Genomic DNA, 25,910 nt, shown 5'->3' with positions numbered 1-25,910 from the left:
TCAGTGGGCGTATGGACGCAGCATCAGTGGGCACATGGACGGTTGTTGGCCGGACATTCGTCCTCACCCGATCCGGACGACGCGGGCCCAGGGGGGTGGGTGGTCGGGGACGTGGTCGGAGTGTTCGGAGTAGCTCGGGGGCCGGCCGGGGAAGAGGCCGACGACGGTGCGGCAGGGTGGGCGGGTGCTGGGCCAGGGGGTGTATCCGTCGGTGAGGACGACGATGACGTCGGGACGGAGGCGGAGGGCTCGGGTGAAGCCGGTGCGCAGGTCGGTGCCGCCGCCGCCGATGAGCGGGATGGCGGTGGCGCGGCAGAGGGGGGCGGCGATGTGGGCGGCGGCGTCGCAGGAGAGGACGGTGACGAGGTCGCGGCGGCCGCCCGCGGCGCGGGCGATGGCGGCGGTTTCGAGGAGGGCGCTGCCGAGGTCGGCGTCGGAGACCGAGCCGGAGGTGTCGATGACGACGGCGACGCGGGGCGGGGTGCGGCGCAGGCTGGGCAGGACCAGGCCGGGGAGTGCGGCGGAGCGGCGGGCGGGGCGGCCGTAGGTGTAGTCGTCGCCCGCGCCGGCGGCGGAGGCGGCGGCGCGGATGGCGGCGCCGAGCAGGTCGCGCCACGGCTGCGGCGGGTGCAGCGCCTCCTCGGCCCAGCGGCGCCAGCCGCGCGAGGCGGTGCCGGGGCGGCCCGCGATGCTCTGCGCGACGCGGAAGCGGGCGGCTTCGCGCTCCTGTTCGCCGAGTGCGTCGGCGCCGTCGGGGCCGAGTTCCCAGTCGCGGTCGAGGCCGTCGGCGCCGCTGCCGCAGTCCAGCCAGGCCATGGCCTCGGTGAGCCTGCCGAGACGGAACTGACGCAGGTAGTCCTCCATCAGTTGGCCGCTGTCCAGCCCGAGCAGCGCGGGGAGCACGGCGCCCGATGGCTCGACCAGGCCGTCGCCGAAGGCGTCGTCGTTGATCTCGGCGTCGGCGGCGATGTTCATCCGGAGCCGCTCGGCCGGGCCGGAGAGGTCGTGCACGCGGGCGAAGCGGTCGCTGCGGCCGTGGTGGTCGCGGACCAGGTGCGAGACCTCGTGCACCAGCACCGAGGCCAGCTCGGGGATGGGGGTGCGCTCGACGAAGGCGGGCGAGACGTAGCAGCGCCAGTACCGGTCGACGCCCATGGTCGGCACCCGGCGCGACTCGACGAGGTGCAGTGCGTACAGCACGGTGGCGAGGTAGGGCCGCGCCGCGGCGGCGAGCAGCCGGGCGGAGTAGAGCTTCGCGTCGATCACCGGCCCACCTCCGCCCCCTGCGCGACCGCGACCAGCCCGGCCAGCCGCTCGATGGCCGCCGGCACCACCCAGTCGTCCCGGCGCAGGGTGGCCAGGGTGGTGGCGGGGACGACGACCAGGTCCGGCGGCCCGGTCTCGACGGCGCGCACGAGCAGCGTCCACGCCGCGTCCCAGCGCGCCCGCTCCGGCCGCTTGCGGACGGCGGCGACGACGCCGTCGAGCGCGGCCTGGCGCAGGTCGCCGCGCTCCGGGAGCGCGGCGGCGGCGGGGTCGGCGAGCAGCGTTTCGGGGTCGGGCAGGTCCATGCGGTCCATGCTGCTGAGCAGCTCGAAGCCCGGGCCGTCGCCGACGGCGCCGCGGACGAGCAGGGAGAGCACCTCCCGGCCGACGCCCGACGCGGTGGCGAAGGCGACCAGCCGCACCGTCATCTCCCAGCTGCGCGGCGACGGCCAGGCGCCGCCGCGCTGGGTCTCCCCGCTCGGCAGCCGGTGCACGAGCAGGGGCCGGGCGGCGAGCAGCTCGCACACCGCGCGGCGGGCGAAAGCGACGGCCTCCGCGAACTTTTCGGGGTCGAGCACGGGCAGCGTCGCCCGCGGCCAGGTGCCGCCGAGGCCGCGCACGACCACGTCGTGGTCGTGGGTCCAGTACAGGTGCACGAAGCGGTTGGCCAGCGGCGGGCTGAGTTCCCAGCCGTCGGCGGCGGAGGCGCGCGGGTTGGCGGCGGCGACGATGCGGACACCGTCCGGCAACCGGAGCGCGCCGATCCGGCGCTCCAGCACCAGCCGGAGCAGGGCGGCCTGCACGGCGGGCGGCGCGGTCGAGAGCTCGTCGAGGAAGAGCAGGCCGCGGCCGGCGCGGACCAGCTGGACGGCCCAGTCCGGCGGCGCCATCGGGACGCCGTCGGTGGCGGGGTCGGCGCCGATCACCGGCAGCCCGGAGAAGTCGGACGGCTCGTGCACGCTGGCGATCACCGTGGTCAGCGGGAGGTCGAGGGTCTCGGCGAGCTGGGTGAGGGCGGCGGTCTTGCCGATGCCGGGCTCGCCCCAGAGCAGGACCGGGAGGTCGGCGGCGACGGCGAGGGTGAGGGCGTCGAGCTGGGTGTCGGGGCGGGGTTCGGTGGTGGTGGCGTTGAGCAGGGTCAGGAGGTCGCGGGCAGCGTTCAGCTGGGACATTTCAGGCATGGGGGCATCACCGTGGGGAGAGTAGGGAGGGGGTCAGCGCTGGGTGGCGTGCCGCGGGTGGGCGCGGGTGGCCCGGCGCGGCGTGCGCCGGGGTGGCGGGCCGGCCGGGGTGAGCCCGGCGCGGTAGAGGCCGTGGGTGATTCGCCGCTCGGCGGCGGTCTCCAGTTCGTCGCGGAGCGGGCCGTCGCGCAGCAGGGTGCCGGGGCCGAGCAGCCCGTCGACGACGGCGAGCGCACCGCGAATATCGCCGTGGCGCAGGCGTTCACCGATGCCGGCGATGGCGTCCGGGTTGCGGTGTGCGCGGTCGATCACGCGCAGGCAGGGCAGGGGGGTTCCGGAGAGGGCGACCAGGAGTTCCTCGCGGCGGAGTTCGGCCGGGGTGTGGTCGATGGCGGTCAGTACCCCGTCGACCAGGCCGAGCCGGTGTTGCTCGCCGCGACACTCGACGAGCAGTTGTTCCGGAGGGTTCGGCTCGGAAGCCGGTGTGTGTCCCGGGGCGAGCGCCGCGGCGACGAGCGGGTGCAGGCGACCGGGGGTGATGGCGCCGGCGCGGAGTAGCTCGAGGTCGGGGAGTGTCCAGGTAGCGGCGTTCGGGAGGACCGGGAGCGCGGCGAGTTCACCCGATCCTCCCGGTCGGTGACGCGACGGTGCTCGGTGGACGTGCGATGTCGCCGAGCAGCGGTGCGGCACTTCCGGGCAGAGGTGCGACGTCCACGCGCAGGGGTGCACGATCGCGCGACGTCGAGCGCCGAACCGTACCAGCACGGGTCCGGGCGGACGCCCCTCCGCGCGCAGCAGGAGCGCCGCCTCCACAGGCCATCGGGCGACCACGCACCACGGCGGAAGGCGCGATTCCCCGGCGCCGCCGAGTATCTCGATCCCGGAAGGCTCGAAGTCCGCCGGCGCCACGAGATCGCCGGATGCTCCCGCCCGGCCACGGCATCCGGCTTCCGCGAGATCGCCGGGTGCCGCGTCCGTTGCCCCGCAGCGCAATCCGAGTTCACCGACCCGGCGCACATCCCACAGATGCCGGTGCAGATCGAGCCGGAACCGCCGGTCGGGCCGCGGGTGCGGATGCGCCCCGGCCGCGCCCCCGTCCCACAGCGCGAGACTCACCCGCTGCCCGGCATCGGCCCAGGCGGGCGCGGTGCGCACCACGAGATGCACCGGCCCGTACCGGGCCAACGTCATGGTCAGCCCCGGCCGCAGCAGCCCGTCCGGGGCAATCCGGGGTAGGTGCCAGCGCAGCAGATCGGGCGCCAGACAGCGGAGATCGGCGCGCACCGGCGGGGGCAACGCTCGCGGATCGAGGTCGAGATCGAATCCGGCGGCGGCACACGCCCCGGCCCAGTCGCCGACGAGCCGCCGGGCGGTACAGGTTTCGATCATCGCCGCCGGTACCGCGAATTCGCGGACGCGCAGCCAGAGGGAGATCCGGGCTTCGTTCATCAGCACACCCCGTGTGCGAACGAAACCCCCGTTCCGTACTCGGAAGAGGTAGTCATCGTCTCGACGATAGCACCCACGGCGAGGCGCCGACGGTGGCCCTGCGGTCCGGCAGCGCCAGCGTTACCCCGGCGAGCACCAGCGCGACCAGGGCGATGGCGGTGAGCATGACCATGCTGCCGCCGAGCGTGTGCGCGCGGAAGAAGAGCGCGGCGAGCACGGCGAGCCCGACCGAGTTGCCGATCTGCTCGACGGTCGGCAGCAGCCCGGAGGCCTCGCCCATGTCGCGATCGTCGAGCCCGGCCAGCATGATCGGCTGCAGCGGGATCCCGAACACCCCGACGCCGAATCCGGCGAGGAAGACCGGGCCGGTGACGAGCAGCAGGTTCACCGTGCCGTCGGTGATGTACAGGTAGCAGACGCCGACCACGACCCAGAACCCGAACGAGGCGATCCCGGCGGCCAGCGTGCGGATACCGAAGCGGCGCACCAGGATCGGCGAGACGATGGCGCCCGCGCCCGCGCCGATGGCGAACGGCGTCATGGCGATGCCGGTGCGCAGCGCGGAGAAGTCGAGCACCTCCTGCAGCAGGATGGAGACGGTGAAGACGAAGGCGGTGAAGAGCCCGAAGAACACCGTCACCAGCACCGAGCCGACGGCGAAGCCGCGGTCGCCGAAGAGGTCGAGCCGGACCAGCGCGATCCCGCCGCGCCGCCGGGTGGCGCGCTCGTAGGCGACGAAGCCCGCCCCGAGCGCCAGCGCCGCCACGATGCCGCAGGCGTGCACGATCCGCCACCCGGCCTGCTGGCTGTCCGCCAGCGCGAAGAGCAGCAGGAACAGCGCGGCGGTTGCGAGCACCGAGCCGCGCAGGTCGAGCGGGGGCCGCTCCGGCGCCGGGCCGATCTTCAGGTATTTGAGCGCGAGCCCGATGGCGATGATGCCGAGCGGCAGGTTCATCAGGAAGATGACGGGCCAGCCGAGCCCGAACGGGTCGACGGTGATCAGCACCCCGCCGAGGATCGGGCCGAGCATGCCCGCGAACCCGGCGACCGCGCCGTAGACGGCGAAGGCGTAGGGCTGGTGATCGCGGCGGAAGGTCGCGGTGATCACCGCGATGGTCTGCGCCGCCATCCCGGCCCCGGCCACGCCCTGCACGATTCGGGCGAGCACGAGTTCCAGTGCGCTGCCGGAGATTCCGCACCACACCGAGGCCGCGGTGAAGGTCGCCGCCGACCAGAGGAACATCCGGCGGCGGCCGGTGATCGCGCCGAGCCTGGCCGCGGTGAGCAGCGCGCAGGCGAAGGCCAGCGAATACCCCGCCACCACCCACAGCTGCTGCGCGCGCGAGGCGCCGAGTTCGGTGGTGATCACCGGGAGCGCGGTGTTGACGATGGTGACGTCGATCATCTGCATGAAGACCGAGAGCAGGCAGGCGCTGAACGCCCCGATCGCGACGGTCGCTTCCTGCCGGGTCACCGCGGCGCCTTCTCGAATATCGTTCGCTGCAGATTCTTCGGCATTCCTACTCCCGGACCATATTCGACGTTATTCACGGCCGGCCGCCACCGGTATTCGCGAACTTTTGTGATCGCTACCAATTGCGACGCGCGGCGGTTCGATACGTTTCCCAATTCCCCACCACGACCCATCGCCGAAGATGCGCATGACCGCGGGGACGAGCAGCACCCGCAGAATTGCGGCGTCGATGAAGAGCGCGGTCACCATGCCGACCGCGATGTACTGCATCATCACCAGGTCGGAGAGGGCGAAGGCGCCGCAGACGACGAGCAGGATGAGCGCGGCGGCGGTGATTATCCAGCCGGTGCGGGCGATGCCGTCGCGCACCGCCTCGGTGGTGGAGGCGCCCTCGGCCCGCGCCTCGACGATCCGGGCCAGCAGGAACACCTGGTAGTCGGTGGAGAGGCCGTAGATCACCGAGACGATCAGCACCAGGACCAGCGCCATGATCGGCTGCGGCGTGAAGCCGAGCACCCCCGCGCCGTTGCCGTCGACGAAGATCCAGGTCAGCACGCCGAGCGTGGAGCCGAGGCCGAGCAGGTTCAGGAACCCGGCCTGCAGCGGAAGCACGATCGAGCCGAAGGCGACCATCATGAGCACCGTGGTGATCAGGAAGACCAGCACCACCATGAGCGGCAGCCGGTCGAGCAGCGCGGCCACGCTGTCCCGCTCGCTCGCGGGCTGCCCGCCGACCAGCACGATGGTGCCCGGCGGGGTGGGCATGGAGCGCAGGTAGTCGATGGTGACGTCGGCCTCGTGAGCATCGCTGACCACGGTGTTCGTCGTGAAGACGCCGAGGTCGGACTGTGCCTGCAGCGCGGCCGGGAACGGCGCCTCCAGCCCGGGCGCGCCGTTCGCGCGCTCCACCACCTCGCCGATCACCGAGGTGTCGAAGGTGATCACCACCAGGTCGACCGGGTTGATCTGGCGCAGCGGGAAGAGCTCGTCGAAGTGCTGCTGGGCGGTGCGGGTCGGGTGTTCGGGGGGAAGGAAGCGCTCGGAGATGCCGCCGAAAGCGACGTCTCGCACCGGGGCGATGAGGATCAGCAGCAGCGCCACCACCGGCACCGCGACCAACCAAGGCCGACGCATCACCCGGCCCGCGATCCGGCCCCACGGATTGTTCCGCTGCTCGATATCGGCCCGGCGTGAGTGGAAGCGATTGAAGCCGAGCCGGTCCACCCGGTGCCCGAGGATCGCGAGCATGGCGGGCAGCACGGTCACCGAGACCGCGGCGGCCAGCGCGACCGTGATCATGGCGCCGAGCGCGAAGGAGCGCAGGAAACCGTGCGGGAACAGCAGGATCGCGCCGGAGGCGACCACCACGATGGTGGCGGAGAAGGCCACCGTGCGGCCCGCCGTCGCCACCGAGCGGGCGACGGCGTCCGGCGCCGAGCGGCCCGCGGCCAGCTCCTCGCGGAACCGGCTCACGATGAAGAGCCCGTAGTCGATGGCGAGGCCGAGCCCGATCATCGACACCACCGGCGAGACGAACGAGTTCACCTCCATGACGTGCGTCAGCAGCCGGACGACGCCCCACGCCCCGAGCACGGTGAGCCCGCCGACGATGAGCGGCAGCGCCGCGGCGACCACCCCGCCGAACAGGAAGAACAGCAGCACCGCCACCGCGGGGATGGCGACGAGTTCCATCCGCCGCTGGTCGTGCGCCATGGTGTCGTTGAGCGCGAGCGCGACCGGCTGCGCGCCTGCCACCTCCAGCTCCACCCCCGGCAGCACGAACTCGTCCGCGATCTGCCGGTAGTTGTTCAGCACCTCGGTGTCGTCGCGGCCGCGCACCGCGACCGAGGCGAAGGCGTGCTCGCCGTCCGGCGTGCCGAAGACGTCGGGGACCGCGAGCCCGGTGCTCGTCTCCCAGTAGCTGCCGTTGATCTTCTCGATCCGGTCCGGGAAGCGCTCCGGCAGCCCGTTCAGGAAGCCGGTGACGGTGGCCGCGAACGCCGGGTCGTCCACGGTCTTCCCGGCCGGGGCGTGGAAGACCAGCAGCACGTCGGCGACATGGTTGTGGCCGAACGCCTCGTCCTTCACCCGCAGCGCCCGCGCCGACTCCGAACCGGGGTCGTCCCAGCCGCTCACGCTGAGGTGCGCGTGCAGCCCGATGCCGTACCCGCCGAGCGCGAGCAGCCCGCCGACCACCACCGTGAGCACCAGGAATCGACGCCGGACGATCATCCCGATCCACCGGCCGAATCCACCGGACAAAGCCACCTCCCGACCCTCGAACCGCACACCCCGACACCTGAAACATAGGCACCGGCAATGGCTTCCACAGCCCCCCGAATCGACCGGCTCGAGATTCCACAACCGATTCGGGACCGTGTTGTGACCTGTCCCTGAAACATCGAGCGGTACCTGTGAGCGTGGTTACGCTGACCCCAGTCGCCAGCTGCGTTGGCCATATTCACGAGTCGCCCGGAAATCAGTGGCGCTCGAATCAGTCCGGCTCGGGAGGATATGCATGTCGGATATCGCGATTGTCGGCATCGGTTGCCGTTTCGCAGGAGGAATCGACTCACCGGACACTTTCTGGGATTTCGTCCTCGACAAGCGTGACGGCGTCGTCGAGATGCCCGCGGACCGATGGGACTACCGCCGCTACTACGACCCGGAGCCGCGCACGCCGGGGCGCAGCTACACCAAGCACGGCGCCTTCATGACCACCGATCCGTGGGAGTTCGACCCGGACTTCTTCGGCATCTCGCCGCGCGAGGCCACCGTGCTCGACCCGCAGCAGCGGCTCATGCTCGAGGTCACCTGGGAGGCGCTGGACGACGCCGGGATCGCGCGGCACGCGGCAGGTGGCCCGGTCGGCGTGTACGTGGGCGGCTTCGTGGTGGACCAGTCGGTGATCGGCGTGGTCGGCCCGGCGCTGTTCCACACCGACATGCACACCCCGGCGAGCGCCTCGTACACCATGCTCTCCAACCGAATCGCCTACGCGCTCAACCTGGTCGGGCCCGCGATCACCGTGGACACGGCCTGCTCGTCGTCGCTGGTCGCCTTCCACCTGGCCTGCCAGGCGCTGGCGAACGGCGACTGCGAGGTGGCGCTGGCGGGCGGCGTGAACGTCATGCTGCAGCCGGAGACCTTCGTCCTCATGTGCAAGGGCGGGTTCCTCGCGACCGACGGCCGCTGCAAGTCCTTCGACGCCTCCGCCGACGGCTACGGCCGCGGCGAGGGCGCGGGCATGGTGGCGCTGAAGAAGCTGGACGACGCGGTCCGCGACGGCGACCGGATCTACGCCGTGGTCAAGGCCACCGGCTCGAACCAGGACGGCCGCACCACCGCGATCACCGTGCCGAACGTGGATTCGCAGGAGTCGCTTGCCCGTTCGGTGTGCGTGCGCTCGGGGCTGGCCCCGGACTCGATCACCTACGTGGAGGCGCACGGCACCGGCACCCTGGTCGGCGACCCGGTGGAGCTGCGCGCGCTGGGCCGGGTCTTCGGCTCGCCGTCCGGGCGCACCGAATCGCTCGGCGTCGGCTCGGTGAAGTCGACCATCGGGCACACCGAGGCGGCCGCTGGCGTCGCCAGCGTGATCAAGGCCGCGCTGGCCATCAAGCACCGGACCATCCCGCCGCAGGGCTGGATCGACAAGCCCAACCCGGACATCCCCTTCGACGAGCTCGGGCTGCACGTCCAGACCGAGGCCGAGCCGCTGCCCGCCGACGCCCCGCCGATGTCGGTCGCGGTCAACGGCTTCGGCTACGGCGGCACCAACGCGCACGCCATCCTGCAGGAGTACCGCCCCGCCACCGTGGTCGAGCCCGCCCGCGAGCCGAAGCACTACGGCGTGCTGCCGATCTCGGCCCGCGGCACCGCGGCGGCCCGCGCGCTGGCAGGCCGCTTCGCCGACCTGATCACCGGCGGCGCCGACCCGGCCCGGCTGGCCGAGGCCGCCTGGACCCGGATGGCGCACCACCAGCACCGCACCGGCATGCTGCTCGGCGACACCGACGACCTGGTCCGCGAGCTGCGCGCCTTCGCGGGCGGCGAGGGCAGGGACGCGGTGCGCACCATCGTGGCCCGCACCACCGAGCCGGTCTTCGTCTTCTCCGGCATGGGCCCGCAGTGGTGGGGCATGGCGCGCGAACTGCTCAGCACCGAGGGCGCTTTCGCCGAGGCCGCGAAGGAGATCGACGACGAGTTCCGCGCGCTCGCGGGCTGGTCGATCATCGAGGAGTTGTTGAAGCCGGAGGAGGAGTCGCGGGTCAGCAGCACCGAGGTCGCGCAGCCCGCGAACTTCCTGGTGCAGGTGGCGCTGGTCCGCGAGCTGGAGCGGTACGGCATCGCGCCTGCCGCCATCGTCGGGCACAGCGTGGGCGAGGTCTCCGCGGCCTACGTCAGCGGGGTGCTCTCGCTGCGCGACGCCGTGCTGGTCGCCTACCACCGCGCCCGGCTGCAGGCCACCACCGCGGGCACCGGCGGCATGCTCGCCGTCGGGCTCAGCGCCGACCAGGCCCGCGAACTGGTCGAGAACGATCCGCGGGTCGATATCGCCGCGATCAACAGCGCGACCTCGCTCACCCTCTCCGGCGACATCGACCGGCTGGACGAGATCGCCGAGAAACTCACCGAGGACGGTGTTTTCGCGCGCCGTCTGCGGGTCGAGGTGCCCTACCACAGCCGCCTCATGGACCCGATCCTGGACGAGCTGCGGACCGTGCTGGCCCAGCTCGACCCGCAGCCGCCGACGATCCCGCTGTACTCCTCGGTCACCGGCGACGAGGTGACCGGCCCGGACTGGGGCGCCGAGTACTGGTGCGCCAATGTCCGCGAGCCGGTGCGCTTCGCCGATGCCATCGCGAAGCTGATCGCCGAGCGCCGGGTCTTCCTCGAGGTCGGGCCGCACCCGGTGCTGTCCGGCAATATCCGGGAGATCCTGCTCGGCGCGGACGTGAACGGCACCACGGTGCCGACGCTCGACCGCAAGCAGCCCGACTCGGACAGTCTGCGCCGCACCCTGATCGGGCTGTACGGCGCAGGCGTGCTCGACCTGGACGCCCTGTTCCCGGCCGAGGACGGCGCGGTCCCGCACACGCCGCTGCCGCGCTACCCGTGGCAGCGCACCCGGCTGCACTCCGCGCTCCCGCTCTTCGAGCAGGCCAGGCTGGGCACGCCCGGCGGCTACGCCATGCTCGGCGACCCGGACGTCGAGGGGCGGCCGGACTACCTGCTGCAGGTCGGCACCGAGCTGCTGCCGTGGCTGGCCGACCACGTGGTCAACAACATCAAGATCATGCCGGGCGCGGCCTACCTCGACGCCGCGCTCAGCGCCACCGCGAAGCGGCTCGGCGTGGACCGGGTCGCGCTGGAGCAGGTGCGCTTCGTCGCCCCGCTCATCATGGGCCAGCCGGACACCCCGCTGCTCGCGCTGACCATCGAGGAGGCCAGCGGCCGCTTCGTGATCCGCTCCCGCTCGGCCACCGGCACCGCGTGGACGCTGCACGCCACCGGCCGCACGCTGACCGGCAGCCACCGGCAGACCAAGGTCGAGGTGCCGGAGATCGCGGTCGGCGTCGACGTCGACCCGGCCATGTTCTACACCGGGCTGGCCGCGGCCGGGCTGCAGTACGGCCCCGCCTTCCGGCGAGTACTCACCGCCCGCGTCGGGAAGGACGCGGTGGTCGCCACCGTGGACGGCTCGATCGCGGCGGGCTCCGGCCACCTCGCGCACCCCGCGGTGGTGGACGCCGCCATGCAGACCGCGGCGCTGCTCTTCGCCGAGTCGCGGATCGACGAGGGCACCCTGGTGCCGGTCGGGGTGGCGGCGGCGCGCATGGTCGCGCCGCTGCCGGAGCGGGTCACCGTGGTCGCCAGGCGCGACCCGAAGGCGAAGCTGCGCGCCGACGTCGACCTGCTCGACGACGACCACAACCTGGTCCTGCGGCTGAGCGGGCTGCAGATCGGCGCGCTCACCCCCGGCCAGGACCCCCTGCGCCGGATGTCCGACTTCTTCTACGTCGAGACCATGGAGCAGCGCGACCCGCTCGACCCCACCGCGCTGCCGCAGGACTCGGTCAGCACCGTCGTGGTCGCGCTCGGCGGCAGCAACAGCAGGGCCGAGGCGCTGGCCGAGACGATCCCCGGTGCCAGGCTGCACCTGGCCGGGCTGCCCGGCGAGGAGCCGGCCGCCGGGCTGGCCGACACCCTCACCGCCACCCGCGCGGACGGCACCGAGCGGCTGCACGTTGTCGTCGTCGCGGGCGCCACCGAGGACGACGTCGCCCAGCTCTGGACGCTGGAGCAGGTCGCGGTCGCGATCGACGCCTTCGCGCACCCGGCCGAGGCCGAGCAGCGCGGCATCGGTGACGTCTTCGGCGACGGCGAGTGCCACGTCACCCTGGTCACCGAACGCGCCTTCGCCATCCCGGACAACCCGGCGCTGCCGGATACGAAGCAGGCCGCGCTGGCAGGCGCCCGCCGCGTGCTGCTCAACGAGCAGACCACGCTGCGCTGGCGGCTCATCGACGTCGAGCCCGCCACCGAGACCGCCGATCTCGTCACCGAGCTCGCGGTCCCCGGCGCCTTCTGGAACGACAACCTGGACGAGGTCGCGCTGCGGTCGGGCACCCGCTGGGCCCCGCTGGTGACCAAGCCGCTCCCGGATCGCCTGGAGGCGCTGGACACCGCGGCCCCGCTCACCGACCCGGAGGCCAACTTCGCCCTGGAGATGCCGCGGACCAGGGTGCTCTCCGCGCTGGCCTGGCGCGAGTGCCCCCGCCCCGACCCCGCGGCCGACCAGGTCGAGGTCAGGATGAAGGTCATCGGGCTGAACTACAAGGACCCGCTCAAGGTGATCGGGCTGCTCGGCGAGCGCGAACTGGCCCCCACCTACTTCGGCACCGTGCCCGGCATGGAGGGCGTCGGCGAGGTGGTCCGGGTCGGCTCCGGCATCACCGACATCGCCGTCGGCGACCAGGTCGCCATCGCCACCAAGGGCATGATGCAGCGCTACGTGCTGGTCGACCGGAACCGGGCCATCCCGCTTCCCCCCGACGCCGACCCCGGCTACTGCACCAGCACCATCGCCTTCGGCACCGCCGAGTACGCGCTGCACGACCTGGCCCGGATCGAGCCGGGCGAGTGGGTGCTGATCCACGGCGCGGCGGGCGGCGTCGGCACGGCGGCCATCCAGGTCGCCAAGGACCGCGGGGCGCGGATCATCGGCACCGCGAGCACCGACGAGCGCCGGGCGCACGTGCTCGCGCTCGGCGCCGAGCACGCCATCGACTCCCGCTCGCTGAACTTCGTGGACGACGTGCTGGAGATCACCGGCGGCAAGGGCGTCGAGGTGGTGCTGAGCAGCGCGCCCGGCGAGATCCTGCGGCAGAACTTCAACGCGGTGGCCGAGTTCGGCCGCATCGTCGAGGTGGGCAAGGCCGACATCTACACCGGCGGCCTGCTGGAGCTGGCCAACTTCGACAAGAACGTGGCCTACTTCTCCATGGACCTGGACCGCCTGGTCGCGGTGGACGCGCAGCGGCTCATCTCGCTGCTGCAGCGGGTCTACGAGAAGGTGCTGGCGGGCACCTACACGCCGCTCCCCTACCGGCTCTTCGAGACCGACGAGGTCGCGAGCGCCTTCGAGGAGACCATCCGCTCCACCGGGCTGCGCCGGATCGCGCTGCGCGTCGACTCGCCGCTGCCCGCCGTCCGGCCGTACCTGCCCGAGGTCGAGTTCGATGCCGCCGGAACGTATCTGGTGACCGGTGGCTTCGGCGGCTTCGGCATGGCGATCGGGCGCTGGCTCGCGCTGCGCGGGGTCAAGCGGCTGGTCCTGATCAGCCGCAGCGGCCCGAACACCGACGAGGCGCACCGGCAGCTGGATGCCTGGCACGCGGCCGGTGTCGAGGTGATCGACGAGCGGGCCGACATCACCGACGCCGCCGCGGTCGCGGCCATCGTGGCGCGGGCGCACACCGCCGAGCACCCGCTGCGCGGGGTGTTCCACGCGGCCGGTTCGGTGGCGGACAACCGCCTCGCCGCCATGACCTACCGCGAGCTGGACATCGTCTACCGGCCCAAGGTGCACGGCGCCCGGGTGCTGCACCAGGCGGTCGCGGACGCCGGGATCACCCTCGACATGTTCGTGCTCTGCTCCTCCGGCGGCTCCATGTACGGCATCTACGGCCAGTACAACTACTGCGCCGCGAATGTCGCGGTGGAGACCATGGCGCAGGAGTGGGCGCGGGGCGGCGAGCGGGCGCTCTGCATCGGCTGGGGCCACCTCTCCGGCGCCACCGGCGGCATGGCGGCCGACGAGACCGCGGTCAAGTACCTCGACCTGGTCGGCTTCGACCCGCTCGACATGGCCGACGCCACCGCCTACCTGGAGCAGACGCTGCGCCTCGGCGACCCGCGGGCCGGGATCATCCCGACCGACTGGGGCAAGCTCACCGGCACCTTCCCGCAGCTCACCCGGACCGGCCGGACCATCGCGCTGGCCCAGGTCTCGGCGAAGGACACCTCGGAGCTGGCCCAGCTGCGCGCCGAGGTGGCCGCCATCGAGGAGGGCAAGCGCGGCGCCTTCGTCGCCCGCAAGATGGCCGAGGAGCTCGCGGTCGTCATGGGGGTGCCGGTGGAGTCCATCGACATGACGGTTCCCGTCCCCGAGCTGGGGCTGGACTCGCTGATGGCGGTCGAGCTCGGCGCCAGGGTCACCAAGACCCTCGGCATCGACCTGATGTCGCTGCAGATGGGCCGCTCGTTCAGCCTGGAGCAGGCCGGGCCGAAGGTGGCCGAGCTGATCCTGGCCGCGGAGCAGGCTGGCGGCGGCGGGCTCGACCCGTCCAAGCTGATCGCCGAGGCCGCGGCCGAGCCGGTGCCGGTGGGCGCGCCATCGTGACCGGCACCCGTCGAAACGAGGTTGCAGCATGGTCGAATTCGGCCTGATCGACGACTGGGAACCGGCGCCGGGCCGGCTGACCACCTGGACCGCGGCACCGGAATCGGTGGCGCGGGCCAGGCAGGCGCCGCCCCACCCGGCCCCGCCGTCGCACCAGCAGGAGCAGTACCTGAAGGCGGCCGCCCAGCACGCCGCGGCGGAGTTCCGCTACTCCGGGCTCTGCCTGGTGACCGCGGAGATCCCCACCGGCGAGCTGAACCGGGCGGCCATGACCACCGCGGTCAACGCCTTCCTGCAGCGGCACGACACCTTCCGGACCTGGTTCCGGATCGAGGGCGGCGCCGTCCGGCGGCACCTGGTGCCCGCCGACGACGTCGAGTTCGTCCCGGTCGAGCACGGCCGGGTCGACGACCCGGCCGCCGTCCGGGAGCACGTGCAGAAGACCACACCCGGCCCGTTCGAGTGGGACTGCTTCACCTTCGGCGCGATCGAGCGCGAGGAGTCGACCACCGTCTACCTCGCCGTCGACCACCTGCACACCGACGGCTTCGGGCAGTACCTCTCCGGCTTCGACCTCGCCATGCTCTACACCCGCGAGGTCTGGCCGGATGCCCCCGACATGCTGGAGCCGGCCGCCAGCTACCTGGCCTACTGCACCGCCGAGCGCGCCTACACCGGGCAGATGTCGCTGACCTCGCCCGGCGTGCGCAAGTGGCTGGAGCTGATCCGCGGGAACGAGGGCAGGCTGCCGTCGTTCCCGCTGGATCTCGGGAAGCGGACAGACGGCTACAACCGCAGCGCGCACCGCACGGTCACGCTCTTCGACGAGGACACGGCGTCCCGCTTCGAGGAGCGCTGCCGGGCGAACGGGGCCGAGTTCGTCGGCGGCATCTTCGCCGCCGCGGCGCTGGTCGAGCGGGAGCTGATCGACAGCGACTACTACTTCGGCATGACCCCGGTGAGCACACGCAGCAGCCTCGCCGAGCGCGCCTCGGTGGGCTGGTACGTGACGCTGCTCCCGGTCGCCTTCCCGCTCGGGGCGACCTCCTTCGACCGGGTGGTCAAGCTGGCCCAGCACGCCTACGAGAACGGGCTCCGGCTGGCGCCGACCTCGTTCCAGCGGGTGGTCGAGCTGCTGCCCGCCGACTCCGACCTGGACCTGAAGCCGGGCTGGTCCTGCCCCATGATCTCCTTCGTCGATGCCAGGGAGCTGCTCGGCAACGAGTTCTTCGACGCGGCCTCGGCCGGGCTCTACGCCAATCGGGCCGCCTCCGAACAGGTGCTGATCTGGATCAACCGGCTGGCGGCCGAAACCACGCTGAGCGTCATCTACCCGGACACGCCGGTGGCGCACGAATCGGTCGAGCGCTACGTCGCGGTGCTGCGGCGGGTCTTCGCGGCGGCGGCGGAGGGGAAGTCGTGATCGACACCGTGTTCCGCGATCCCGGCATCCCGGACGGGGAGAAGTCGGTCTACGCCGTGCGGGTGGCGAACCAGCCGTCCGCGCTGGAACTGGTCAGCGCGATCGGGCACGACATAGACGGGTACCGGTCGATCATCCAGGTCGGCTCCGGAGACTTCGCGGTGACCGTCGAGCAGCGCTTCCAGCGGGTCGGCGACCGGCTCAGGGCCGCGAGCTACCGGGCCGAGACCAGGTCCGGCGGGACCGTGGTGAGCCGGGAGGAGGCGAACTTCGTCGGCACCACGCACCTGCAGTTCGGCGGCGGGGTCGCACCCTTCCCGGCCGACCTCATGCCGCTGGCCGGCGGCCTCACCCTGCTCCGCGGGCTCGACTTCGTCGATGGCTTGGAAGAGGACCTGGCGCTCTGGCTGGCCTTCTCGGTGCACATTCCGGTGAGCGCCAGGGTGGAGCAGCGGGCGGTGATCGAGGTGCCAGCCGGGGAGGTGGAGTGCTGGCAGGTGCGGCTGCGGCCGCGGCTCTCCGGGTTGAACGCGCTGCTGGAGAAGATGCTCAGCGGGTTCCTTCCGCCCGCGGTGGCGCACATCGAGGTGGCGGCGCCGCACCGGATGATCCGCTTCGGGTTCCCCACCGGGCCCATGCCGTGGGATCCGCGCGGGACCATGGAGCTGGTCTCGTAGAAGTACGAAACCCCGCACCGGCCGAGCCGGTGCGGGGTTTCGTGCGTCCGCCTCAGACCTGGCGGCCGGTGTAGGCCAGCAACCGCAGGTGGCCGGGGGCGTCGTCGGCGACCGGTACCGCCGCGTCGAACCAGCCCGACTGCCGGTAGGGATCGAGCCCACCGGCACCGACGACGGCCTCCAGCAGCGCGGCACAGAGCGCGTCGTCCGCGAGATCCGGGCGCCCGACGGCCAGCGCGAGATCGGTCCCGTGCACCGTGAGCTCGAGCAGGTGCGCCAGCGCCGCGCTCGGCCCCGGCAGCTCACCGAGCGGCGTCGGCACCGCGCGGTCCAGCGCGTCCGGACGACTCCAGGCCGCGCGGTCCAGCTCGGCGGCGGTGGCGAAGGCGCCGTGCGGGTCGGAGCCGAGCACGTCCTCCGGCAGCTCCGCGTCGCCGGTGATGTCGCTGAGCGCCGCGACCGACCCGTACATGACGGTGACCAGGTGGTCGAGCAGGGTGTGCACGTCCCATTCGGCGCAGAGCGTGGCCGCGCCGAGCGATCCGGGTTCCAGCGCGGCGACCGCGGCACCCGCGGTGTCCAGTGCCCGGTCGATCGCGGCGACCACCGTCTCCGTCTCGATACGGCCGATCGCGGGGTCCTGCACACGGTTCATGGGAATCCTTCTGGTCGATCGAGGCGATGCTGCCCGGAATACACACCGCTCACCAATGGAAACCCGAAATTGTGCGGCGCGCACCGAACAGCCGCCCGGGTTGACAAGGCAGGCCGGGATTGTCGGTCAGCCGGACCCTTCGCGCCGCTTCTCGCCCGGTTCCGGCTCGGTGCGGGCGATACCGTGCTCGGTGCCGTCGTCGGCATCCTGGTCCGGCTCCGGATGCTCCGGCTCGAAGGTCGCGGGCAGCCCCCTGATGTGCCGGTTCATCGACCGGATCAGCAGGAACGTCCCGGCGAGCAGCACGAGCACGATGATCAGCCCGAGCGGCGACGCCTTGCCGAACTCGGGCCCGGTCGGGGTGCCCGGCGTCTGCGCGAGCACCTCGGTGAGCAGCGGTAGCGCGGACATCACCGGTGCTCGTCCCCGATCCCGGCGAACAGGTCGTGCTCCGGGAGCGCGGTCTTGACCCTGGTCTGCGCGAGCTCGAACTCCTCGGTCGGCCAGACCCGCTTCTGCAGGTCGAGCGGGATCGCGAAGAAGGCGCCGTTCGGGTCGATCTGGGTGGCGTGCGCGAGCAGCGCGCCGTCGCGCTGCGGGAAGTACTCGGAGCACTCGATCTGGGTGGTCACCCGTGACATCACGTCGCCGCGCTCCACCGCGTACTTGCGCGAGCGGTCCAGCCACTCCTGCAGCGGGAAGGGCTCGCCGAGCCGGTCGTACTCCTCGGCGAAGCGCTCCAGCCTGCGCAGGCTGAACCCGTGGTTGTAGTACAGCTTGAGCGGGGTCCACGGCTCGCCCGCGTCCGGGAACCGCTCCGGGTCGCCCGCCGCCTCGAACGCGGCCACCGAGACCTCGTAGCAGCGGATGTGGTCCGGGTGCGGGTAGCCGCCGGTCTCGTCGTAGGTCGTCATCACGTGCGGCCGGAACTCCCTGACCACCCGGACCAGCGCCTCGGTCGCCTCCTCGAGCGGGACCAGCGCGAAGCTGCCCTCCGGCAGCGGCGGCAGCGGATCACCTTCCGGCAGACCGGAATCCACGAAGCCGAGCCACGTCTGGCGCACCCCGAGCGCGGCCGCGGCGGCGGCCATCTCCTCGCGCCGGATCTCGTGGATCCGCTCCAGCACACCGGGGGTGTCCATGGCCGGGTTGAGGATGCTGCCCGCCTCGCCGCCGGTCAGCGTGACCACGAGTACCTCGTTGCCCTCGGCGGCGTACTTGGCCGTCGTCGCGGCGCCCTTGGATGACTCGTCGTCGGGGTGCGCGTGCACCGCCATCAGCCGGAGGCCGCTCACGTCCCGTTCACTCCGCTCACCGTCTACCTCGCGCTCTCCGCCGTCTCGCCTCGGTACCGTGAGGCACCCGATCCTCGCTTACCTATAGTTCCATCCAAACCCCGCTGTATTCCGACCACCCCCGGGAGCGTCCGACGATGACCGACTCGAGCTCGCGAGCGGGCGCGGAGCCCGACCCCGCGACGCAGGCGGAGATCGCCGAGGCCGAGCGGCGCCGCGCGACGCGCCGGGCCGAGCGCTACGGCGGATCGGGCCGTATCGAGCCGGGGCGCAGGCGCGCCATCGCGGCCGGGCTCGGGGTGCTCGTCGTCGCCGCCGGGGTCGGCGTCGGCTTCCTCGGCTACCAGAAGTTCGGCCCGAAGGACGTCGAGGCCGAGCAGCTCGGCTACGTCGTCGTCGACGATTCCACGCTCGACCTGCGGATCAAGGTCACCAGGGCGGATCCGGCGCAGCCGGTGGTCTGCATCGTCCGGGTGATGTCGCGCGACGGCGAGGAGACCGGGCGGCGCGAAGTGCTGGTCACTCCGTCGGTGCACGGCACCGTCGAGGTCGCCACCGTGATCCGCTCCTCGGAGCGGCCCGCCTCGGGCAGCGTCTACGCCTGCTCCACCACCGTCCCGGGGTACCTACGCGCGGACTGAACCCGATCCAGCCGGGCAAAATCGACTTGACCTGCATATTTGTGAGTCATGCTAAAATAGCCTGACACACGGTTCCGGAACCCGGAGCCGTGTTTGCTGCATTGGCGGCCAGCGCGAGGCATTCCGGAAGAGCACCACACCCTCCGATCGCGTCCAGCCGTCGGCCGATGCGTGCCCGCCTGCCCCGGTGGGTACAGCAGCGGTGTTCAGGGAATCCCGGCGCGCCGGGAACAACTACTAGGGAGTGATCGAGATGACCGAGAATGTGACCTGGCTGACCCAGGAGTCGCACGACAGGCTCAAGAGCGAACTCGACGCGCTCATCGCCAACCGTCCGGTCATCGCCGCCGAGATCAACGAGCGCCGCGAGGAGGGCGACCTCAAGGAGAACGGCGGCTACCACGCGGCGCGGGACGAGCAGGGCCAGCAGGAGGCCCGCATCCGGCAGCTGCAGGAACTGTTGAACACCGCCAAGGTCGGCGTGGCCCCGACCAAGTCGGGCGTCGCGCTGCCCGGCTCGGTCGTCAAGGTCTACTACGACGGCGACGAGGGCGACACCGAGACCTTCCTGATCGCCACCCGCGAGGAGGGGCTCGGCCACTCCGACCTGGAGACCTACTCGCCGAACTCGCCGCTCGGCGGCGCGCTGATCGACGCCAAGGTCGGCGAGACCAGGGAGTACAACCTGCCCAACGGCAACACCATGAAGGTGACGCTGGTCAGCGCGGAGCCCTACCACAGCTGAGCCGCTCCGCGGGGGCGCGGAGTGCCGCGGCCCCGCGCTACCGCGTCGGCCGCCTGAACAGCAGCGGCCGCACTCGAAGCTCGAGTGCGGCCGCTGGTTCATGTTCGTGATCCCTACTGTGCGAGCGCCTGCTCGACGTCGGCGAGCAGGTCGGCGGCGTCCTCGATGCCGACCGAGATGCGCACCAGATCGGCGGGGACCTCCAGCTGCGAGCCCGCGGTGGAGGCGTGCGTCATGGCGCCGGGGTGCTCGATCAGCGACTCGATCCCGCCGAGCGACTCCGCCAGCGTGAAGACCTTCGTCCCTGCGCAGAAGCGGCGCGCCGCCTCCTCGCCGCCGTGCAACCGCACCGAGAGCATCCCGCCGAAGCGCCGCATCTGCTTGGCCGCGACGCCGTGCCCGGCGTGCTCGGGCAGCCCCGGGTAGATGACGGTCGAGATGGCCGGGTGCCTGGAGAGGAACTCGGCGATCAGCTCGGCGTTGTCGCAGTGCCGCTCCATCCGCAGCGCCAGCGTCTTGGCGCCGCGCAGCGTGAGGTAGGCGTCGAACGGGCCGGGCACCGCGCCCGCGCCGTTCTGCAGGAAGGCGAACTTCTGGTCGATCTCGGCGTCGTCGGTGACCAGCGCGCCGCCGATCACGTCCGAGTGCCCGCCCAGGTACTTGGTGGTGGAGTGCAGCACGATGTCGGCGCCGAGGGTCAGCGGGGTCTGCAGGTACGGGGTGGCGAAGGTGTTGTCGACGACCAGCAGGGCGCCCGCGGTGTGCGCGACGTCGGCCAGCGCCGGAATGTCACCGATGGTGAGCAGCGGGTTGGTCGGGGTCTCGACCCAGATCAGCTTGGTGTTCGGGCGGACGGCGGCCCGGACCGCGTCCAGGTCGGCGATGCGCGCGGGCGAGTGTTCGATGCCCCAGTGGCTGAACACCTTGTCGATCAGCCGGAAGGTGCCGCCGTAGGCGTCGTCGGGGATGACGATGTGATCGCCAGGGCGCAGCAGCGCCCGCAGCGCACAGTCGGTCGCGGCCATCCCGGAGGCGAAGGCGCGGCCGTACCGGCCGAGCTCGAGGGCCGCGAGATTTGCCTCCAGCGCCGTGCGGGTCGGGTTACCGGTGCGGGCGTACTCGTAACCGCCGCGCAACCCTCCCACCCCGTCCTGGGCGAAGGTCGAACTCGCGTAGATGGGTACGTTCACCGCGCCGGTCTGCGGGTCCGGCTCGAACCCGGCGTGCACGGCGCGGGTGGAGAATCCCAGCTCGCTCATGGCCCCAGCCTAGAACCGGGCACCGGCGTCCCATTCTCGGGGGGTGCGTGTGCCCGCCTGGTTACGCTGACCTGCATGGCGCCCGACACACCCCGCACCCTCGACGAATTATTCGCGACCGATGGCCTGCTGCAGCCGGAGGAGCGGGAGATCCGCGACACCGTCGCCGCCTTCGCGGCCAGACGGCTGCGCCCGCACGTCGCCGACTGGTTCGAGGCGGGTACCTTCCCGGCCCGTGAACTCGCCCCCGAGCTGGGCGAACTCGGGCTGCTCGGCATGCACCTGGACGGCTACGGCTGCGCCGGGCTCTCCGCCACCGCGTACGGCCTCGCCTGCCAGGAGCTGGAGGCGGTCGACTCCGGCATCCGCAGCATGGTCTCGGTGCAGGGCTCGCTGGCCATGACCGCCATCCACCGCTACGGCTCCGAGGAGCAGAAGCAGCAGTGGCTCCCCGGGATGGCCGCGGGCGAGCTGCTCGGCTGCTTCGGGCTGACCGAGCCGGACTTCGGCTCCAACCCCGGCGGCATGCGCACCCGCGCGAAGCGGGACGGCGACGACTGGGTGCTGGACGGCGCCAAGATGTGGATCACCAACGGCTCGGTCGCCGACGTCGCGGTGGTCTGGGCCTACACCGACCCCGAGGCGGAGGGCGGGCGCCCGGTGGTGCGCGGCTTCCTCGTCCCGACCGACGCCCCCGGCTTCGTGGCGCGGGAGATGCACCGCAAGCTCTCGCTGCGCGCCTCGATCACCGCCGAGCTGAACTTCGACGGGGTCCGGCTGCCCGCCGACGCGGTGCTGCCCGGCTCGCGCGGGCTCTCCTCGCCGCTGGCCTGCCTCGGCGAGGCGCGCTTCGGCATCGTCTTCGGCGCGCTCGGCGCGGCCCGCGACTGCCTCACCGCGACGATCGAGTACTCGCGCAGCCGCGAGGTCTTCGACAAGCCGCTGGCGGCTTATCAGCTCACCCAGGCGAAGCTCGCCGACCTGGCGCTGGAGTACGGGAAGGGGCAGCTGCTCGCCATCCACCTCGGGCGGCTCAAGGACCGCGGCGAGCTGACCGCGGAGCAGGTGAGCGCGGGCAAGCTGAACAGCACGCGGGAAGCCATCGCGATCGCCCGTGAGTGCCGGACCATCCTCGGCGCCAACGGGATCACGCTGGACTACCCGGTGCTGCGGCACGCCAACAACCTGGAGTCGGTACTCACCTACGAGGGCACCGCCGAGGTGCACCAGCTCACCCTGGGCAAAGCCCTCACCGGGAGCAATGCCTTCCGCTGAGCACCGTGTCACGAAGCGTCATCGGGGGGTCACTCCGCGGTCACCCGATAGCCCGAAATGTCCCGCATCCTGGAACGACCACGCTCCACCGGTCGTTCCAGGAGGTGCACCATGTGCACACTGCCGTTCCCGCTTCCCGCTACGCCGGGAGCCTCCGATGCGCGATGCTGAACTCCCGGACCGCCGAGAGCTGTTGGCCGCCTTCGCTTCTCCCGCCGAAGCTGGCGACGACCCGGTGATCCGATCGGCCGCGCTGCTCGCCGAGCTGCACCGGCAGCGCCACATCGATCCGCTGGCCGCGGCCGGAATCGACTGCCGCCGAGCCGAACTCGTCGCCGCCGTGGACCGCTGGACCAGCGCCGCCCGGCCCGCTCGGGTGCGCGGCGTCTCGCTCGGCGCGCTGCTGGACCGGATGGCCGCGGCGCACGTGCACGCCGGGCACCTCCTGCACAGCTGCGACAAGGTCGCCGAGACCAGGGTGCACGCCGCCTGGTACCGGCTCGCCACCCTCGCCGACGAGTGGAGCGACCTGGTCGCGGGCTACCTGCCCGAGCGCATCACCGCGGCAGGCCGCTGAGCCCGCGGCCGTTATCGCGGATCCGCCGCGCCGCGACCTCGGCCCTACTTGCCGATCGCGCCGACGCTGAGGAAGCCGAGCAGATCGTGCCTGGTGATGACGCCGACCGGCTTGCCCTCCTCGACCACCATGAGCGCGTCGGTCTCGGACAGCGCCTTGGTGGCGGCTGAGATCGGCTCGCCCGCGCCGATCAGCGGGAACGAGGCGCTCATGTGCTTCGCCACCGAGTCGGTGAGGTGCGCCCGCCCCTCGAACACCGCGGAGAGCAGGTCGCGCTCGGAGACGCTGCCCGCCACCTCGCCCGCCATCACCGGCGGTTCGGCGCCGACCACCGGCATCTGCGAGACGCCGTACTCGCGCAGGATCTCGATGGCGTCGCGCAGGGTCTCCGACGGGTGCGTGTGCACCAGGTCGGGCAGCTCACCGGACTTGCCGCGCAGCACGTCGCCGACGAGCGGCTCGGCCGCGCCGTCCAGCCGCTCGCGCAGGAAGCCGTAGGAGCTCATCCACTGGTCGTTGAAGATCTTGGAGAGGTAGCCGCGGCCGCCGTCCGGCAGCAGCACCACCACGACGGCGTCCGGGTCGCGCCGCGCCACCTCGATGGCGGCCACGACGGCCATGCCGCAGGAGCCGCCGACCAGCAGCCCCTCCTCGCGGGCCAGCCGCCGCGTCATGTCGAAGGAGTCGGCGTCGGAGACCGCGATGATCTCGTCCGCGACCTTCGGGTCGTAGGCCGACGGCCAGAAGTCCTCGCCGACGCCCTCGACCAGGTACGGCCTGCCGGTGCCGCCGGAGTACACCGAACCCTCCGGGTCGGCGCCGATCACCCTGACCCGCCCCTCGGAGACCTCTTTGAGATAGCGGCCGGCACCGGTGATGGTGCCGCCGGTGCCGACACCGGCGACGAAGTGCGTGATCTTCCCCTCGGTGTCGGCCCAGATCTCCGGGCCGGTGGTCTCGTAGTGGCTCTGCGGCCCACCGGGATTGGAGTACTGGTCCGGTTTCCAGGCGCCGTCGATCTCGCGGACCAGCCGGTCCGAGACGCTGTAGTAGCTGTCCGGGTGCTCCGGCGCGACGGCGGTCGGGCAGACCACGACCTCGGCGCCGTACGCGCGCAGCACGTTGCGCTTGTCCTCGCTCACCTTGTCCGGGCAGACGAAGACGCACTTGTAGCCGCGCTGCTGCGCCACCAGCGCCAGCCCGACCCCGGTGTTCCCCGACGTCGGCTCCACGATGGTGCCGCCGGGCCGCAACTCGCCGGACTGCTCGGCGGCCTCGATCATCCGGACCGCGATCCGGTCCTTCGAGCTGCCGCCCGGGTTCAGGTACTCGATCTTGGCCGCCACCAGCCCGGCGTTCGGCCCCACCACCGAGTTCAGCCGGACCAGCGGGGTATTGCCGATCAGGTCGACGACGTGCTCCGCGATGCGCATAGCTCCATCGTTGCAGAAGCCGCCGGGCCGTGCCTCTCCGCGTTCCGCTCCACGCCCGCACCGCCCCGAGCCCCTAGGATCGGATGGCATGAGGAAGCTCACCATCGCCCGCGCCGCCACCGTCCTGGCCGGGGCGGCCGTGGCGACGACGCTCGGGGCCGGGGCGCAGGCCGCCGCGGCCACCGTCGAGTTCCCGCAGGTGCCGACGCTGGCGCGCGGCGGGCTGTGCTGGACCAGCGTGCGCACCTGGGCCGACACCAGCCCGCAGTATCCGGGCCGGGCGATCCTGAACATGCGGGCCGAGCCGGTCTCCGGCGTCGGCCCCGGCATTTACCCGTTCGCCCCGCTCTGCGAGGTCCGCACCACGATCGCGTGGCGCAACCTGAACACCGGCGCGACGGGGGTCTACGAGAACCTGGTGGTCACCGGGATCTACGGCAGCATCCAGTACGCCCTGTTCCAGGACACCGGGCCGGGGCGGATCGAGGTCACCGTGACCACCGACAGCGCGAGCGTCCCCGCCCGCGGCACCTTCGACGTCGCGGGCTGACCGTTCCCCGGAACGGCATCGGCGCCGCCGCTCGGGCCGTCCGGTTTGTAGAATGCACAAACGTGGGTGTTCCTCGCATGGGTTGGCGTACCGCCGCCGCGACGGGAGCGGGCGCGGTGCTCGCCGGTTCCGGTGCGGGCACGGCCTGGTGGTTCGGGTACCGCATGCTCATGGAGCAGGCGGGCGCGGCGCGCGGCGTGATCGGCAGGGACAGCTCCAAGCCGCCCGAGGCCGACGGCATCTACGCCCCGGGCGGCGAGCCGCCGCAGCGCTGGCGCGCGGGCCGCGAGTTCGATCTGCACCTGATGATCTTCGGTGACTCCACCGCCGCCGGGCTGGGCGCGCTGAGCGCCGAGGAGGTGCCGGGCGTCCGGCTGGCCCGCGGCCTGGCCGAGGCAAGCGGCAGGCGCATCCGGCTGAGTACCAAGGCCATCTCCGGCGCCACCTCCAAGGGGCTGGCCGGTCAGGTGGACGCCATGTTCGTGGCGGGCCCGCCGCCGGACGCCGCCGTGATTCTCGTCGGCGCGAACGACGTCACCAAGAAGCACTCGATCCGCCTGTCGGCCGCCCGGCTCGGCACCGCGGTGACCCGGCTGCGCGCGGCGGACAGCGTCGTCGTGGTCGGCACCTGCCCGAACCTCGGCATCGTCACCGCGATCGCGCAGCCGCTGCGCGCGGTGGTCGAGAGCTGGAGCGTCCGCCTGGCCAGGGCGCAGACCGCGGCCACCCGCGCCGCGGGCGGCCACCCGGTCCCGATGGGCAATCTGCTGGCGCCGCGGTTCCGCGAGGCTCCCGAGCTGCTCTTCGCCGCCGACGGCTTCCACCCGTCCGCCGCCGGCTACGCGCTGGCCGCCGAGCACCTGCTGCCCGCGCTGCTGACCGCGCTCGGTGTCGAGGCCGGGCTGCTGCACCAGGCCGAGGCGCCGGACGGCGCGCGACGCCTTCCGGACCGAGCCCGTGCCACGTAGATTTCTTACTGGCGAGTAACCGAATTCGCACCACGACAAAGGAGTCCTCATGCCAGAGGCCGTCATCGTTTCGACCGCGCGCTCCCCGATCGGCCGGGCCCGCAAGGGCTCGCTGGCGGAGCTGCGGCCGGACG

General features: G+C 72.2%; 20 protein-coding genes. 10 read left to right on the top strand and 10 right to left on the bottom strand.

Annotation, left to right across the window (positions count from 1 at the left end; translation table 11 throughout):
- Positions 1-63 precede the first annotated feature (63 nt).
- From ACFUJ1_RS30535 to ACFUJ1_RS30515, 5 genes are all read right to left on the bottom strand, one after another.
- Positions 64-1,266, bottom strand: coding sequence for a VWA-like domain-containing protein (locus tag ACFUJ1_RS30535; protein WP_378650775.1), 1,203 nt, complete (start codon positions 1,264-1,266; stop codon positions 64-66).
- Positions 1,263-2,447 carry an AAA family ATPase gene (locus ACFUJ1_RS30530; RefSeq protein ID WP_378650774.1) on the bottom strand — a complete coding sequence of 395 codons (1,185 nt, stop codon included), beginning with the start codon at positions 2,445-2,447 and terminating at the stop codon, positions 1,263-1,265. Before ACFUJ1_RS30530 ends, ACFUJ1_RS30535 begins: the two co-directional genes overlap by 4 nt.
- Positions 2,448-2,480: 33 nt before the next feature.
- Positions 2,481-3,896 carry a hypothetical protein gene (locus ACFUJ1_RS30525; RefSeq protein WP_378650773.1) on the bottom strand — a complete coding sequence of 472 codons (1,416 nt, stop codon included), beginning with the start codon at positions 3,894-3,896 and terminating at the stop codon, positions 2,481-2,483.
- 52 nt (positions 3,897-3,948) lie between these two features.
- On the bottom strand, positions 3,949-5,370 hold the full coding sequence (locus ACFUJ1_RS30520) for an MFS transporter (protein ID WP_378650772.1): 1,422 nt from the start codon (positions 5,368-5,370) through the stop codon (positions 3,949-3,951).
- Positions 5,371-5,439: 69 nt separating this feature from the next.
- Entirely contained in the window at positions 5,440-7,602 is a 2,163-nt protein-coding gene (locus ACFUJ1_RS30515) for an MMPL family transporter (protein WP_378650771.1), read from the bottom strand.
- A gap of 286 nt (positions 7,603-7,888) precedes the next feature.
- On the opposite strand from ACFUJ1_RS30515, the gene ACFUJ1_RS30510 reads away from it, so the two are divergent.
- Genes ACFUJ1_RS30510 through ACFUJ1_RS30500 form a run of 3 tightly spaced genes read left to right on the top strand, consistent with a single transcriptional unit; the run spans position 7,889 to position 16,378 of the window.
- Positions 7,889-14,278, top strand: coding sequence for a type I polyketide synthase (locus ACFUJ1_RS30510; RefSeq protein WP_378650770.1), 6,390 nt, complete (start codon positions 7,889-7,891; stop codon positions 14,276-14,278).
- 28 nt (positions 14,279-14,306) lie between these two features.
- Positions 14,307-15,701 (top strand): condensation domain-containing protein, encoded by a 1,395-nt coding sequence (locus ACFUJ1_RS30505; RefSeq protein WP_378650769.1) that lies wholly within the window; start codon positions 14,307-14,309, stop codon positions 15,699-15,701.
- Positions 15,698-16,378 (top strand): hypothetical protein, encoded by a 681-nt coding sequence (locus ACFUJ1_RS30500; protein ID WP_378650768.1) that lies wholly within the window; start codon positions 15,698-15,700, stop codon positions 16,376-16,378. The genes ACFUJ1_RS30505 and ACFUJ1_RS30500 overlap by 4 nt, the downstream gene beginning before the upstream one ends.
- A 52-nt stretch (positions 16,379-16,430) precedes the next feature.
- Here ACFUJ1_RS30500 and ACFUJ1_RS30495 read toward each other — a convergent pair whose 3' ends face one another.
- From ACFUJ1_RS30495 to mca, 3 genes are all read right to left on the bottom strand, one after another.
- Positions 16,431-17,033: a TIGR03086 family metal-binding protein gene (locus ACFUJ1_RS30495; protein WP_378650767.1), complete on the bottom strand. Its 603-nt coding sequence runs from the start codon at positions 17,031-17,033 to the stop codon at positions 16,431-16,433.
- A gap of 126 nt (positions 17,034-17,159) precedes the next feature.
- Positions 17,160-17,444, bottom strand: a complete 285-nt coding sequence (locus tag ACFUJ1_RS30490) for a hypothetical protein (protein WP_378650766.1) — start codon at positions 17,442-17,444, stop codon at positions 17,160-17,162.
- Positions 17,444-18,328, bottom strand: coding sequence for a mycothiol conjugate amidase Mca (gene mca, locus ACFUJ1_RS30485; protein ID WP_233020384.1), 885 nt, complete (start codon positions 18,326-18,328; stop codon positions 17,444-17,446). Before mca ends, ACFUJ1_RS30490 begins: the two co-directional genes overlap by 1 nt.
- A 137-nt stretch (positions 18,329-18,465) precedes the next feature.
- Here mca and ACFUJ1_RS30480 point away from each other — a divergent pair, with 137 nt between their 5' ends.
- Positions 18,466-18,969, top strand: a complete 504-nt coding sequence (locus ACFUJ1_RS30480; protein ID WP_378650765.1) for a DUF4307 domain-containing protein — start codon at positions 18,466-18,468, stop codon at positions 18,967-18,969.
- A 253-nt stretch (positions 18,970-19,222) separates the two neighbouring features.
- Positions 19,223-19,714, top strand: a complete 492-nt coding sequence (gene greA, locus ACFUJ1_RS30475) for a transcription elongation factor GreA (RefSeq protein WP_233020386.1) — start codon at positions 19,223-19,225, stop codon at positions 19,712-19,714.
- 113 nt (positions 19,715-19,827) lie between these two features.
- On the opposite strand, the gene ACFUJ1_RS30470 is transcribed toward greA, so the two are convergent.
- Entirely contained in the window at positions 19,828-20,973 is a 1,146-nt protein-coding gene (locus tag ACFUJ1_RS30470; RefSeq protein WP_378650764.1) for a cystathionine gamma-synthase, read from the bottom strand.
- 75 nt (positions 20,974-21,048) lie between these two features.
- Here ACFUJ1_RS30470 and ACFUJ1_RS30465 point away from each other — a divergent pair, with 75 nt between their 5' ends.
- Together ACFUJ1_RS30465 and ACFUJ1_RS30460 are read left to right on the top strand one after the other, a co-directional pair.
- On the top strand, positions 21,049-22,248 hold the full coding sequence (locus ACFUJ1_RS30465) for an acyl-CoA dehydrogenase family protein (RefSeq protein WP_378650763.1): 1,200 nt from the start codon (positions 21,049-21,051) through the stop codon (positions 22,246-22,248).
- A gap of 157 nt (positions 22,249-22,405) precedes the next feature.
- Positions 22,406-22,825: a DUF4254 domain-containing protein gene (locus ACFUJ1_RS30460; RefSeq protein WP_378650762.1), complete on the top strand. Its 420-nt coding sequence runs from the start codon at positions 22,406-22,408 to the stop codon at positions 22,823-22,825.
- Positions 22,826-22,869: 44 nt separating this feature from the next.
- Here the strand turns inward: ACFUJ1_RS30460 and ACFUJ1_RS30455 are convergent, their stop codons facing one another.
- Entirely contained in the window at positions 22,870-24,258 is a 1,389-nt protein-coding gene (locus ACFUJ1_RS30455; RefSeq protein WP_378650761.1) for a cystathionine beta-synthase, read from the bottom strand.
- Positions 24,259-24,346: 88 nt separating this feature from the next.
- Between ACFUJ1_RS30455 and ACFUJ1_RS30450 the strand changes: the two genes are divergently transcribed.
- The 3 genes from ACFUJ1_RS30450 to ACFUJ1_RS30440 all read left to right on the top strand — a co-directional run.
- Complete coding sequence (locus tag ACFUJ1_RS30450; protein ID WP_378650760.1) at positions 24,347-24,808, top strand: hypothetical protein; 462 nt, start codon at positions 24,347-24,349, stop codon at positions 24,806-24,808.
- Between the two features lie 77 nt (positions 24,809-24,885).
- A complete protein-coding gene (locus tag ACFUJ1_RS30445; RefSeq protein ID WP_378650759.1) occupies positions 24,886-25,776 on the top strand; it encodes an SGNH/GDSL hydrolase family protein in 891 nt (296 codons plus the stop codon).
- A 49-nt stretch (positions 25,777-25,825) separates the two neighbouring features.
- On the top strand, positions 25,826-25,910 hold an 85-nt coding region (locus tag ACFUJ1_RS30440; protein ID WP_378650822.1), incomplete at its 3' end, for a hypothetical protein.

It is taken from the genome of Nocardia sp. NPDC057227, assembly GCF_042669725.1.
Taxonomy (GTDB): Bacteria; Actinomycetota; Actinomycetes; order Mycobacteriales; family Mycobacteriaceae; genus Nocardia; species Nocardia asteroides_A.
This window is presented reverse-complemented; position numbering and strand designations above follow the sequence as displayed.